Source organism: Bartonella bennetti (assembly GCF_045945445.1).
GTDB lineage: Bacteria > Pseudomonadota > Alphaproteobacteria > Rhizobiales > Rhizobiaceae > Bartonella.
In genome coordinates this window covers 917,733-931,622 of record NZ_CP174576.1, presented here as the reverse complement: position 1 = coordinate 931,622, position 13,890 = coordinate 917,733, and the positions used below count along the sequence as shown (strand labels likewise).

Here is a 13,890-nt window from a genome sequence, read left to right as displayed (position 1 = left end):
TTTTATGGAATTATATGGTTATGGATATATCGCACTTAAGCTAGTTGTGGGTCTTATCGCTTTTTTGTTTATTTTAAGAACAACAGGTCGTGGCAGTCTCAGTCAAATGACACCAATTGACTTGGTGAGCAATTTTGTTTTGGGAGGCATTATTGGAGGAGTTATTTATAATTCAAATATTAGTAGTATCCAGTTGTTGCTTGTTTTATTTATTTGGCAAATTTTAATTACATCTTTTAATTTTTTGGCACGATATTCAGTATTTTTTCATCGACTTATTGCGGGAGGAAATGCCAAACTTGTTGTAGATGGTGTCTTTCAGCTCGATGAGATTAAGCGTTTAGGGATCTGTGTAAATGATTTGGCTACGATGTTAAGTATTAAAGGATGTAGTTTACATGAAGCCGACTTTGTTCGATTAGAGACAAATGGTGATTTTTCTGTTGTTAAAAAAGAAGAAGGTAAGAGGTCTGTTATTTTAGTAACAAATGGTGAAATACTTGAAGAAAATCTTAAAGAGATTGGTAAAACAAAGAAATGGCTTAAGACAGAGTTGAAAGAGAAACGTGTAAAAGTTGAAGATTTATTTGTTGCAGAGTGGTATGAGAATATAGATAAAAGCAATAAGTTCTATAGTGGATTATTTCTTGTTCCTTTTCCAAGAACGGTTTAATTTTAAATGTATTTGTATTGTGTAGTTTACTAGAGGTAAATAAAAGGTATGATACGTTCTATGAAAGAGCAATATAGGAGCTGTTTTTGTGCGTATTAAATGGGTAATAAAGAAGTAAAGATTTTATGAAACAGAATAGAATCATAAAAACTGTGTCAGCGGCTTCAGGCCAGACCCTACGCACACTTTATAATTTATGGCCTTATATGTGGCCATCAGATCGATCTGATCTAAAAATGCGCGTTGTATGGGCGGTATTTTACCTTATTTTAGCAAAGCTGATTCTCATGTCTATCCCATATTTCTTTAAGTATGCTACGAATGCACTTGATATGAGTTTTAGGCCACCTGTGTGGCCTTCATCGACTTGGGCGGTGCTTATCATATTAGTTTTAGCTTATAACGTTGCGCGTATTGCTCAGGCTGGATTTAACCAGCTACGCGATTCTCTTTTTGCGACCGTTGGTCAGCACGCTATTCGCCAATTAGCATATAAGACCTTTGTTCATCTTCATGAATTATCTTTACGTTTCCATTTGGAACGGAAAACTGGTGGCCTTTCTCGTATTATTGAGCGCGGCACAAAGGGAATTGAGGCCGTTGTTCGATTTTCGATTCTTAATACAATACCAACTATTTTAGAATTTATCCTAACAGCATTTATTTTTTATATAAGTTATGGCTGGTATTATTTTCTTGTCGTTATGATAACAGTTGGTTTGTATACCTGGTTTACGATTAAGGCAAGTGATTGGCGCATTAATGTTCGGAAAGAGATGAATACGGCGGATACAGAAGCAAATACACGTGCAGTTGATTCTTTGTTGAATTTTGAAACAGTTAAATATTTTTGCAATGAAGACCTAGAAGCGCGTCGATTTGATGCTTCTATGGCTGGTTATGAAAAAACTGCAGTGAAAATTTGGACTTCTTTAAGCTGGCTTAATTTTGGTCAAGCCCTTATTTTTGGTATTGGGATGACAATTCTTATGTTAATGTCAGCTTACGAAGTAGCTTACACGACGCAAACTTTGGGAGATTTCGTCTTTATCAATGCGCTTTTAATGCAGCTATCCATTCCATTGAACTTTATTGGATCAATTTATCGTGAAGTTCGGCAGGGGTTAACGGATATTGAAGCGATGTTTGATCTTTTGGATGTTCCGCAAGAAATTATTGATAAGCCAAGTGCTAAATCGCTTGTGGTGACTCATGGTACTATCCGGTTTAATCGAGTGAAATTTTCCTATGATTCAGCTCGTCCAATTCTCAAAGATATTGATTTTGAAGTACCTGGAGGTAAAACTGTTGCAATTGTAGGGCCTTCAGGCGCTGGTAAATCAACTATTTCTCGATTACTTTTTCGATTTTATGATGTTAATGAGGGGTCAATAACCATAGATGGACAGGATATCCGTGATGTCACTCAGAGAAGTTTACGTGAAGTGATTGGCATGGTGCCACAAGATACAGTTTTATTTAATGATACAATTGCATATAATATTTGTTATGGACGCCCAAATGCTACAGATGCAGAGATGCGCAAAGCTGCTAAAATGGCTCAGATATCGGAATTTATCGAGATGCTTCCAGAGGGATTTCAATCTCTAGTTGGTGAACGTGGTCTTAAATTATCTGGGGGCGAAAAACAACGCTTAGCTATTGCACGAACACTTTTAAAAGCGCCACCGCTTCTTATTCTAGATGAAGCAACTGCAGCTCTTGATACAACGACAGAGCAGGAAATTCAGCAAGCATTGAATATTGTAAGCAGCGGACGTACAACATTGATTATTGCCCATCGTCTTTCGACTGTGGTTGGCGCAGATGAGATATTGGTGCTCAAAAATGGTCGTATTATTGAAAAAGGTACACATGCTGATCTTTTATGCAAAAAAGGTTTATATGCATCAATGTGGAATAAGCAGCTTGAGGCTTCACAAGCTGAAGAGAAATTACGAAAAATGCGTGAAGAGGATGAACTAGGTGTTGTTAATCGTGGTAAATAAATTACATAAAATGGTAGCTGATTTTATGTATAGTGATTGATTAAATATACAAATAGGGGAAAAGAATTTATTAGTTATTAAATCATCTATGAATAGGAAACTATATGACTATTGTACAATCTATCCAAAATGGATTCGTCCCAATTCACAAAGAAGGCTATCCATTTATTATAGTATTTTTTATCATTTCACTCATTTTAGGCTTAATCTGGAGTCCATTGTTTTGGTGTGGTCTTGTTCTAACAATGTGGTGTATATATTTTTTTCGCGATCCAGAACGAGTGATCCCTGTGAATTCGAATTGGGTTCTTTCTCCTGCTGATGGTCGTATTTCTTTTGTTGAGCCATGTATTCCGCCTGCAGAGTTGGGATTAGGTGATCAAGAAATGGTACGTGTTTCTGTATTTATGAATATTTTTGCATGTCATATCAATCGTGTGCCTATGAGTGGTACGATAGAGTCTATCGTTTATCGTCCGGGTAAATTTTCTAATGCTGAATTTGATAAAGCTAGTCAATTTAATGAATGTAATGGAATGGTCATTGATGGTGAACATGGAAAAATTGGTGTTGTACAGATAGCAGGATTGATTGCTCGTCGGATTGTTTGTTGGCAGAAACAAGATGACTCAATTATTTCTGGACAACGTTTTGGGTTAATACGTTTTGGTTCTCGTCTTGATGTTTATATGCCAGCTAATGTAAAATTGCGTGTTGCAGTTGGTCAGATAGCAATTGCTGGAGAAACAGTTTTAGGCTCTTTTGGTGATGACGTTGCTGTAAATGACTTTAGGCTTGATTAGGATGAGACATGAAAAATTCTTCACCGTTTTCTTCATTTGAACCTGAAAGAAAAAGTGATGATGGTGCTCATCGGCGGCGTTCACCTATACCGATGCGGTATGTTATTCCTAATATTATTACTATTTTAGCAATTTGTGCGGGAATGAATGGTATTCGTTTGGCTTTTGAGAATCGCTATGAATCAGCTATTTTAGTCATACTTTTGGCAGCAATTTTAGATGGAGCTGATGGCCGTGTTGCTCGTTTGATGGATGGTACTTCATCTTTTGGAGCGCAGATGGATTCGCTTGCTGACGTTATTAATTTTGGTGTTACTCCTGCCCTTGTTATTTATTCTTTTATACTGTCTCAGGCTCATCAGGTGGGTTGGGTAGCTGCGCTTGTTTACTGTGTTGCGTGTTGTTTGCGGTTAGCTCGTTTTAATGTGATGCTAGATGATTCTGATATACCGGAGTGGCAGAGAAATTATTTTATTGGTGTTCCTGCACCAGCAGGTGCATTAATGCTTTTATTACCTGTTTATTTAGGGGGGGTAGGTTTAGTTCCCGATTGGGGATGGGCTTTATTCTTTAGTTTTTATACTGTGATTATTGCCTTTCTTTTGGTAAGCCGTTTACCAGTATGGAGTGGAAAAACAATAGGTAATAATTTGAGGCGAGATATTGTAGTACCATGTATGCTAGCCATTGTTATTTATGTTGGTTTTCTAGCCACTTATATGTGGTATACTTTATTAATAACAGCTCTCGGTTATATGGCTTTTCTTCCTTACAGTGCTTGGATTTATAGTAAACGAGCTGTTTTAGAAGAAAAAATGAAAAACATTATAGATAGCTAATTAATAATCCGAAAGCTCTACAACTCGCTTAAAAAAAATTAGAGTATCTACTCTAGAAAGGCTACAATTAGTTTTGTAGTATATACAGATTACAGTTAATCAGGAATATGATAGTTCATAAATCGTTTTTTACGAACATCAAAAAGCCTTCCTGTTTCTTTTAAGTGAGGTGATGAGAGATAGGCTATCTCTGCTGCAACTTCTTGTGGAGAAGGTAAGGTTTGAGGATCTTCACCAGGTAGAGCTTGTGCGCGCATTGTAGTACGTGTAGCACCTGGGTTAACGCAATTAACTTTAATAGGTGTTTGTTTGAGTTCTTCTGCCCAGCAACGAGCAAGAAGTTCTAGGGCGGCTTTAGAAGCTGCATAAGGTCCCCAGAAAGCGCGTGCGCAATGAGCAACACTTGATGAAAGAAGAATAGCACGTCCAGCATCAGATTTGAGCAATAAAGGTTCGACTGCTTTCATTAAACGCCATTGACTAGTAAGATTTATTTGCAATATATCTTCAAACATTGCATTTTCGGTATGAGCTATTGGTGAAAGAGCTCCTAAAATTGCAGCGTTTGCAACTAAAATATCAAGTTTCTTCCAACGTTCCTCAATTGATATATTTAATGCATCAATAGCTTCCATATTATGCAAATCGAGTGGTATTAGCGTTGCAGAAGCACCTTTTTTTTTAATTTCGTTATTAAGCGTTTTTAAACCACTTATTGTTCGTGCAAGTGCAATAATATGAGCGCCACGTGTTGCTAGCTCTAATGCTAAATGATAACCAATTCCTTTAGAGGCGCCCGTGACAAGAGCAACACATCCAGTAAGATCAAAATCAGATTTTATCATTATTAATTTCTTGTTTTTAGAACAGATAATTTATGAACTATTGGAGTACTTTTTTGATCAGTAAGATGTGTAGGGTAATGGCCAGTAAAATAATGATCAGTAAATTGTGGGTGAGAGTTATTTCGTTTTTCTCCTATAACAGCAAGATATAGACCATCAGTTGAAAGAAAGTCTAATGAATCAGCACCAATAAAATTGCACATGGATTGCAGGTTTGGATATTGATTAGCTAAAAGATTCTCAATTGCAGGTGTATCGATACCGTAAAAATCAGGATATAAAATCATTGGGCTGGAAACACGCATATGAACTTCTTTCGCTCCTGCATTGCGAAGCATTCTTACAATCTTTACAGATGTTGTTCCACGTACAATTGAGTCATCGATTAAAATAACACGCTTTCCTTCAATAATAGAACGGTTTGCAGAATGTTTTAATTTAACACCGAAAGCACGAATTTGTTGAGTTGGTTCAATAAAAGTACGACCAACATAATGATTACGAATAATGCCTAGCTCAAAAGGAATTCCAATTTCTTGCGCGTAACCAATTGCTGCAGGTGTACCTCCATCAGGAACAGGAACCACAACATCACCATCACAAGGTGCTTCTCGTGCTAAATGTATACCCATATTTTTCCGGACTACATAGACACTTCGCCCTCCGACGATTGAATCGGGACGAGCAAAATAGACATATTCAAAAAGACAAAGCCTTTCTGGTTTCTCTATTTCTGGTTTAATAATTTCTGTAGTAATTTGACCGTCTTTTTGTATTTCACATATGATGATTTCACCATTTTTAACATCACGAATATATTTTGCTCCGATAATATCAAGAGCACAGGTTTCTGAACAAAAGATTGGTTTACCATCAAGTTGGCCCATAACAAGCGGTCTAATGCCTGTTGGATCACGTGCTGCAATGAGTTTAGTACGTGTTAATGCTAACATAGCATATCCACCTTCTACTTGTCGAATAGCATCAACAAAGCGGTCAGATGATGATTCATGACGTGAGCGGGCAATAAGGTGGAGAAAGACTTCAGAATCTGATGTTGATTGGCAGATAGCACCAGAGGCAATTAATTCACGGCGTAATGTAAGGCCATTTGTTAGATTACCGTTATGAGCAATAGCAATACCTCCAGCATTTAATTCTGCGAAAAGAGGTTGTACATTGCGTAATGCTACTTCGCCTGTTGTTGAATAACGGGTATGTCCGATAGCACGATCTCCTGGTAGACGAGCTAATGTTGCGGAATCTGTATAGTGATCACCTACAAGACCTAAATGTTTTTCTTGGTGAAATATCTTGTTATGATAAGAAACAATTCCTGCAGCTTCTTGACCACGATGCTGTAACGCGTGCAATCCAAGAGCCGTCACTGTTGCTGCCTCTTCATGTCCAAGGATACCAAATACCCCACATTCTTCATGAAGTGTGTCGTCATCTAATGAAAATTCCTGACAAGAAGCGTTGATTTTTGTCATCATATTCTTTCAGTTATGACGTAAAGGATAGCTAACATCATACACTCCATATTATTTAAAACTCATTCTTAAAAAAACTATTTCTTATTCTGCGAATAATAGCATCGTTAATTGGTTTAATAATATTTGTAATTTAATTATCTGTTGTGTCATCTTTTTTAAAGAACTTTTCTATTATTTCAAAAGTATAATCGAGATCTTTTGGCATCATTTCTGCTATTTTTTTACTCAGTGAATCTAACATAGGTTTTGTTTGTGCATTTTTTAGCCAGTCGGATTGTTGTTCAGGTTTAATAAGTGCATTGATAAGCAGTACGCTGATAACAGTAATCAATAAGCCACGGAATGCTCCGAAAATAAATCCAACGGTACGGTCAAGTGCACCAATTCGACTATCAATAATAAAATCAGCAATTTTCATAGTGATTATAGAGGTAATGATAAGAACAATGATAAAAATCATGAAAAACGTGATAACCAATGCTATCATTTTATTAGAGAAATATTGTTCAGTGAAGGGTAATATAAGTTTAAATGAATAAAACGTTGAAACTGCTGCAATTATCCAAGAAATGAGTGATAATACTTCACGTGAGAAACCGCGAAGCATAGCTAGAAAAGAAGAAAATAGGATGACTACTACGACAATACCGTCTAGAATTGTTACACTCATTTTTTGATTCCTTATATATGCGTTGCATTTCATTGTAATCAGTATGAAAATACATTTTTTATTTTTGGTTATGTCGACTTTCTATTTTTATATCAAGAATCTTTATCATTTTATAGAATTTTCTCTTTAATTATTTTTCTCTGGTACAGATCGTTTTTATCTGAAGTAATGGCCGCAATCAATTCGGGAAGATCAGAGAATGTGTGTTGTTGAAAACTTTGTGATTTTATTGTTTCGGTTGTTGCTGTAGGTTGAAAAGCTCCTTGAAAGCCTAGCTTTTTTGCTTCTTTAATGCGTTGTCCTGAATGTGCAACGGAGCGGATTGCTCCTGAGAGACTGACTTCACCAAAATACACATAGTGAGTTGGAAGAGGGATGTTTGTAAGAGAAGATACCAAAGCAGCTGCAACTGCTAAATCAGCTGCAGGTTCTGATATTCGGTAACCACCTGCAACATTAAGATAGACATCGTGTTGTCCAAAGCGGATACCACAATGAGCTTCTAATACGGCTAGAATCATTGCAAGACGATTCCCATCCCATCCCACGACAGCACGTCGTGGCATACCAAGTGAAGAGGGAGCAACAAGAGCTTGAATTTCTACTAATATAGGGCGTGTACCTTCGATTCCTGCAAAAACGGCAGCTCCTGGTGCTTTTTCATTACGCTCACCTAAGAATAATTCAGATGGATTAGAAATTTCCCGTAATCCTTTGTCTGACATTTCAAAGACACCAATTTCGTCCGTTGGTCCAAACCGGTTTTTCATAGTTCTTAAAATTCGATAATGGTGTCCACCTTCACCTTCAAAATAAAAAACACCATCAACCATATGTTCAACAACACGAGGTCCAGCAATTTGTCCATCTTTTGTGACGTGACCAACAAGAACAACAGAAACTCCTGTTTTTTTTGCAAAGTGGATCATCGCTTGAGCACTGATACGGACTTGTGTTACGGTTCCGGGTGCTGAATCTGCTAGATTCGACCACAAAGTTTGAATAGAATCAACTATAACCATATCAAGTTTTTTATGTGTGTTTAAAGTTGCGAGAATATCTTCAACATTGGTTTCAGCAGCGAGTTGAACCGCTGTATTTGTTGCATTAAGTCTTTGTGCACGTAAGCGAATTTGTGTAATAGCTTCTTCACCTGAGACATAGATGACATTATATCTCTTTTGCGATAAGGCTGCTGCTGTTTGTGTTAGCAATGTTGATTTTCCTATGCCCGGATCGCCGGCAATAAGTAATGCTGATCCACGGACAAAACCACCGCCGGTAACACGATCGAGTTCGGCAATGCCAGAATGGATACGCGGAATATTTTCTATATCTCCAGAAAGAGATGTAAGTGTAACCACATGACCTTTACGAATATTTTTAGGAGGACCACTACCTACACCACTATTTATACTCTCTTCGGTAAGAGAATTCCAATCTCCGCAGGAGTGACATTTTCCAGTCCAGCGCGAATGGACGGCGCCACAATTTTGGCAAATAAATTGAAGACGATTACGTACCATACTAGTTTAATCATATCGTTCTGGAAGATAATTACTGTCTGCCAGATCACTGAAACGTGTGAAATCAGCTTGGAAAGAGAGTTTGACTATACCTGTTGGTCCATGACGTTGCTTTGCGACGATAATATCAGCTTTCCCAAAAACTTGATCCATTGATTCTTGCCATTTTAAATGTTCTGGACCTCCTATCTTAGGTTCCTCATTTTTAAGATAATACTCTTCACGATATACAAAAATAACAACATCAGCATCTTGCTCAATTGAACCAGATTCACGTAAGTCTGATAGTTGTGGACGTTTATCTGTCCGATTTTCGACTTGGCGTGAAAGCTGTGAAAGAGCAATAATGGGAACGTTAAGTTCTTTAGCTAAAGCTTTTAATCCCGTGGTGATTTCTGTAATTTCTTGAACACGGCTTTCAGATGAGCGTCTTGAATTGCTTGTCATTAGCTGTATGTAGTCAATAATTAAAACATCTAAACCATGTTGTCGCTTAAGGCGACGTGCACGGGCAGCTAATTGAGTAATAGATATGCCACCAGTTTGGTCGATATAAAGTGGGACTTTTTGGAGACGATTCATTATGCGTAATAATTTTGCAAATTGCTCCTCTGAAATATTGCCTCGACGAATGTTAGAAGAAGAAATTTCTGTTTGCTCAGAAATAATACGCGTTGCAAGTTGTTCTGATGACATTTCAAGCGAAAAGAATCCGACAATTCCTCCCTCATTTTCTGGCGATGAGTCTTTTTTTGCATCACAGTTATAAGTGTTGGCAATATTGAAGGCAATATTGGTCGCGAGAGAGGTTTTTCCCATACCAGGACGTCCAGCAATGATAATTAAATCAGAAGGCTGTAATCCTCCTATTTGTTCATCAAGTTTTTTTAGGTGAGTAGCGATACCTGATAATCGTGAAGATCGCTTTTTTGCTATTCCTGCCATATCAATAGCTTTTTTAATCGCTTCATCAAAACTCTCAAATCCACCACCATATTTTCCCTTTTCTGCCAGCTGAAATAAATCATGTTCGATTCTTTCAATTTGCTGAATAGGTGTCAATTCTAAAGGAGCATCAAATGCGGTATTGACAACTTCATTTCCAAGATTAATTAAAGAACGCCGGATAAAAAGGTCATAAATTACTCGTCCATAATCTTCAGCATTAATAATTGTCACTGCTTCTTTAGCCAAACGAATAACATAATTAAATACAGTAATATCTCCGATTTTTTCTTCAGCTGGAATAAAAGGTTTGATAGTAACAGGGGTTGCTAATTTTCCTTTTTTGATAATTTGCGATAAAATTTCAAAGAGTTTTTGATGTAATTGTTGGAAAAAATGTTCTGATTTTAAAAAATCTGACACGCGATCAAGTGCATCGTTATTAATAAGAATAGCACCAAGCAATGCTTGTTCAGCTTCAATATTATGTGGCATCTGCCGAACAAAAGTGGATTCTTGTTTTTGCTGAGGAATGAGATTAGAGATGCCGGTTTCTTCCATAACAATCTTTCTATTAATAATATTCAGCCTTTTGGCTGAATATTATCATGATATATCAATTTTAATGGGAGAAAAGAAAAAAAACAGTCAAATAGGCACAAGATATTCATTAACTTTGACTTTCTTCATTAAGATTATTTTCTTCATGGTCATCAGTTTCTTTTGTTAATGCTTGTTCTTGAGCACCATATATTGCTTCAATAGAAGTCAGAGTTTCACCTTCTGCTTGACGCTGTGCTTCATTAGCTGAACGTGCAATATTAATTGTTACAGAAACCTGAATCTCGGGGTGTAAGCTAAGCGAAATTGTGTGAAGACCGATGGTTTTAATTGGGTGGTTAAGTTCAACTTGATTACGTCCAATAGAAAAGCCGTTCTCTGTTATAATATCAGCAATATTACGTGTTGATACGGAACCGTAAAGCTGTCCTGTTTCACCAGCTGAACGGATAATAATAAATGATTGTCCCTCAAGTTTTTCAGAAATTTTTTTAGCTTCGTTTTTGCGTTCAAGATTACGTGTTTCAAGCTGTGCGCGCTGTGTTTCAAAGTGTCTTTTGTTGGCTTCGTTAGCACGTAAAGCTTTACCTTGAGGTAATAGAAAATTGCGTGCATAGCCATTTTTAACTGAAACAATATCGCCAATCTGACCAAGATGAGTGATGCGTTCAAGCAAAATGATATCCATAGTTTTTTCCTTTCGAATTAAGTCAATTAGTAAGATTTGCGTGATTGGCTATTATATTGAATGGTTGCCCAAATACCCATAAGCAGCAGCATAAAAGAAATAGGTACAGTAAAAATAACAGTTAAAATGGCAATGTAAACAAGGGATAATATTATCATTCGGCCACTTATCTCTTTTGTAATATTATGGAGATACGCTAGACCACTAATTGATATGACAAGTGTATAAGCGGTAGTAAAAACATTTGCGCTCAAATTAAAAATGAAACCAATTTCAATCGTTGCGGCTATAAAAGCAGCAATGAAAATGATGAGACCCCCAATTGGAAGGCGGAAATTTTGTTTCCAATCATCACGAGGTCTTTTTAGCCAATCTATATGATGTGCTATCATCATTGAAAAGTAAAGATTAGCAATAAAAAACAATAAACTATAAACAGCCAATATTACTGCTGTGAGAGTTGCTGTATGTGTCGTTAAGAGTTCACTAAAAGAAAGAATATCAGTTTCTTTTATAGATTGCGATTGTCGCATAGTTTGTACTATATTTTCGGTAATTTTTTTTGCAATAATAGGAGAAGTTGGATGATTTTGAACATAAACTCCAATAAAAGTTGATATACAAGCAATAAAATTTGTTAAAAGAAAAATGATTGATGATAATGGATACCATATCAATGAATTTTCTTCCTTTATTGGTTGCGCAAGCCCAAGGAGCCAAGAAGCATAAACAGCAGGAAGAAAAAATAATAACATAAAACTAAAACCAATATAAATATTATTGGTTACGGAGAGAACAAAGGTAGCGCTAATTAAAGCGACAAGACTAGATAATGTACCATATCTGAATGCTGTGGCAAAGATAGGAAGCGAAATAAAACAACCCAAAAAAAGAGAACAATAAGGAATGATATTTAAAACGCTGATGATTGCCATTCCTATACTAGCAGTAAACAGTCCTGCTAAAACACCAATTATTGTTTTATAAGAATAGGAATCTTCCATTGACCGCTGTCCTGCTTTTTGCAGTTAGAGGTATATAATACCCCAACTTTTCTGGATATATTATAATTAAAATGTTTTTTTAAGCATTAAACAAAAAGAATAAGTAGCCAGAAGAGATTCTGGCTACACAATAAATTTAAAATTTATTTGATAACGTACGGAAGTAAGCCAAGAAAACGAGCGCGCTTAATAGCATTGGCCAACTCACGTTGTTTTTTCTGACTAACAGCCGTGATGCGCGAAGGAATAATTTTCCCACGTTCTGAGATATAACGCTGTAACAGCTTGACATCTTTATAATCAATTTTAGGAGCATTTGCACTTGAAAATGGACATGTTTTACGACGGTGATGAAAAGGACGACGTGTCGGAGTTTGATGAATGTCAGTCATCATGCTATTTCTCCTGTTGGATTTTCGTGTTGACGGCGTATATTTTGAGCTTTCCCTTCATTTTGACCAGGAAGGCCATCACGGTTGAATCGTGAAAGTGTTGTCGATTGTTCTTTCTCATGTTTTTCTACGCGGATAGTCATATAACGTAAAACATCCTCATTAATACGCATTTGACGTTCAAGTTCAGTAATTGCTTGAGCTGGAGCATCAATATTTATCAATACGTAATAAGCTTTACGATTTTTGCGGATTCGGTAAGCAAGAGAACGAAGCCCCCAATTCTCTATACGCCCAACTTTTCCACCATGCGCTTCGATAACACCTTTATAAGTTTCTAAAAGCTCATCAATTTGCTGCGGTGCAATATCTTGTCGGGCAAGGAAGATGTGTTCATAAAGAGCCATTATTTTGCCTTTCTTCAATTAAATTCTACTGGTTTTGGCGCAAAGCCTCTGCGACTTGTCTTTATTGGAAGACCCAAAGAAGAAAGGACGCGTTTGCAATTCGAGACACTCGAGAGCGGAGATACAGGAGGCCGGAATTATTATATTCCCACTGGTTGTTTCCCAGCCCTCCGTTCAACCCCCAGCCAAATACCGGTAATGAACATTGGATATTTACAGCTTATCTTTTAAAATAGCAAGTTTGTGTTTACAAAAAATATGATTTATTAAATTTCGGGATATTTTTTATATATTTCACGTTTCATTCTACTCCATCATATCACTGTTTTCTTTACCAAACAGTGATATGATGGAGTAGAAGATAATGATATAATAAGTGAGATAAGAATGAATTTTTTACACCAGATTGATATAGCACTTTTCGAAATGCTTGCTGATAATTATCAAACGGGGTTAGTCTTGGTTTGGTTTGGTATTATTTGTGCAAAGTTTTTAGTTTATATTATTCCTATACATCTTTGTGTATTATGGTTTTGTGGTGGATATATGGAAAGGCGTGTTGCTTTAAGTATTGGTGTTAGTATTTGTGTTGCCCTTGTTATAGGCTATATTATTTCTCTTATTTATTATCGTCCGCGTCCATTTGTTGTAGGTCTTATGCGACCTCTTATTAAACATGGGGAAACAGCTTCTTTTCCAAGTAATCATGCATTAGTGATTGTGTCTTATTTTGTTAATCTTTATTTGTGTCGATACAAAATTACCTCTAAGTTAGCATTGATATTTTTGTTATTAATTTGTTGGGGGCGTGTTTTTACAGGTGTACATTATCCTTTTGATGTCTTGGCTGGTATGGTTTTAGGAAGCTTCGTGAGTTGGTTTATTATTCGGTTTGTTGCGTCATATTTTCCTAAATTTCTATATCAACTTCCACCTTTGAAATATAATTTTCATATAGGTATTCAATTCTAAATAAGTTGATTTGTTGTAATTTATGTTTATTGAATTGGTTGAAAAGAAGATAAATCTAAA

At 36.4% G+C, this 13,890-nt stretch carries 14 protein-coding genes; 5 read left to right on the top strand and 9 right to left on the bottom strand.

The window, feature by feature from the left end; translation table 11 throughout:
• Positions 1-4 precede the first annotated feature (4 nt).
• From ACJTDF_RS04155 to pssA, 4 genes are all read left to right on the top strand, one after another.
• Positions 5-673 (top strand): DUF421 domain-containing protein, encoded by a 669-nt coding sequence (locus ACJTDF_RS04155; RefSeq protein ID WP_407965081.1) that lies wholly within the window; start codon positions 5-7, stop codon positions 671-673.
• Positions 674-798: 125 nt separating this feature from the next.
• The gene (locus ACJTDF_RS04150; RefSeq protein WP_407965080.1) at positions 799-2,682 is read left to right on the top strand and encodes an ABCB family ABC transporter ATP-binding protein/permease; all 1,884 of its coding nucleotides are present in this window, start codon (positions 799-801) and stop codon (positions 2,680-2,682) included.
• Between the two features lie 104 nt (positions 2,683-2,786).
• A complete protein-coding gene (locus tag ACJTDF_RS04145) occupies positions 2,787-3,485 on the top strand; it encodes a phosphatidylserine decarboxylase (RefSeq protein WP_407965079.1) in 699 nt (232 codons plus the stop codon).
• Between the two features lie 8 nt (positions 3,486-3,493).
• A complete protein-coding gene (gene pssA, locus ACJTDF_RS04140; RefSeq protein WP_407965078.1) occupies positions 3,494-4,324 on the top strand; it encodes a CDP-diacylglycerol--serine O-phosphatidyltransferase in 831 nt (276 codons plus the stop codon).
• 95 nt (positions 4,325-4,419) lie between these two features.
• On the opposite strand, the gene ACJTDF_RS04135 is transcribed toward pssA, so the two are convergent.
• The 9 genes from ACJTDF_RS04135 to rpsF form a co-directional block, all read right to left on the bottom strand.
• Positions 4,420-5,169, bottom strand: a complete 750-nt coding sequence (locus ACJTDF_RS04135; RefSeq protein WP_407965077.1) for an SDR family NAD(P)-dependent oxidoreductase — start codon at positions 5,167-5,169, stop codon at positions 4,420-4,422.
• Between the two features lie 2 nt (positions 5,170-5,171).
• A complete protein-coding gene (gene purF / locus ACJTDF_RS04130; protein ID WP_407965076.1) occupies positions 5,172-6,665 on the bottom strand; it encodes an amidophosphoribosyltransferase in 1,494 nt (497 codons plus the stop codon).
• Between the two features lie 130 nt (positions 6,666-6,795).
• On the bottom strand, positions 6,796-7,335 hold the full coding sequence (locus tag ACJTDF_RS04125) for a CvpA family protein (RefSeq protein ID WP_407965075.1): 540 nt from the start codon (positions 7,333-7,335) through the stop codon (positions 6,796-6,798).
• Between the two features lie 110 nt (positions 7,336-7,445).
• Positions 7,446-8,861 carry a DNA repair protein RadA gene (radA, locus tag ACJTDF_RS04120; RefSeq protein ID WP_407965074.1) on the bottom strand — a complete coding sequence of 472 codons (1,416 nt, stop codon included), beginning with the start codon at positions 8,859-8,861 and terminating at the stop codon, positions 7,446-7,448.
• A 6-nt stretch (positions 8,862-8,867) separates the two neighbouring features.
• Positions 8,868-10,367 (bottom strand): replicative DNA helicase, encoded by a 1,500-nt coding sequence (locus ACJTDF_RS04115; protein ID WP_407965073.1) that lies wholly within the window; start codon positions 10,365-10,367, stop codon positions 8,868-8,870.
• Positions 10,368-10,476: 109 nt separating this feature from the next.
• Positions 10,477-11,055: a 50S ribosomal protein L9 gene (gene rplI, locus ACJTDF_RS04110; RefSeq protein WP_407965072.1), complete on the bottom strand. Its 579-nt coding sequence runs from the start codon at positions 11,053-11,055 to the stop codon at positions 10,477-10,479.
• 26 nt (positions 11,056-11,081) lie between these two features.
• Positions 11,082-12,059, bottom strand: coding sequence for a hypothetical protein (locus tag ACJTDF_RS04105; protein ID WP_407965071.1), 978 nt, complete (start codon positions 12,057-12,059; stop codon positions 11,082-11,084).
• A 143-nt stretch (positions 12,060-12,202) separates the two neighbouring features.
• Positions 12,203-12,451 (bottom strand): 30S ribosomal protein S18, encoded by a 249-nt coding sequence (gene rpsR, locus ACJTDF_RS04100; RefSeq protein ID WP_407966218.1) that lies wholly within the window; start codon positions 12,449-12,451, stop codon positions 12,203-12,205.
• Positions 12,451-12,858 (bottom strand): 30S ribosomal protein S6, encoded by a 408-nt coding sequence (gene rpsF / locus ACJTDF_RS04095; protein ID WP_407965070.1) that lies wholly within the window; start codon positions 12,856-12,858, stop codon positions 12,451-12,453. Before rpsF ends, rpsR begins: the two co-directional genes overlap by 1 nt.
• A 387-nt stretch (positions 12,859-13,245) precedes the next feature.
• On the opposite strand from rpsF, the gene ACJTDF_RS04090 reads away from it, so the two are divergent.
• The gene (locus ACJTDF_RS04090; RefSeq protein WP_407965069.1) at positions 13,246-13,830 is read left to right on the top strand and encodes an undecaprenyl-diphosphatase; all 585 of its coding nucleotides are present in this window, start codon (positions 13,246-13,248) and stop codon (positions 13,828-13,830) included.
• The last annotated feature ends 60 nt before the right edge of the window (positions 13,831-13,890 follow it).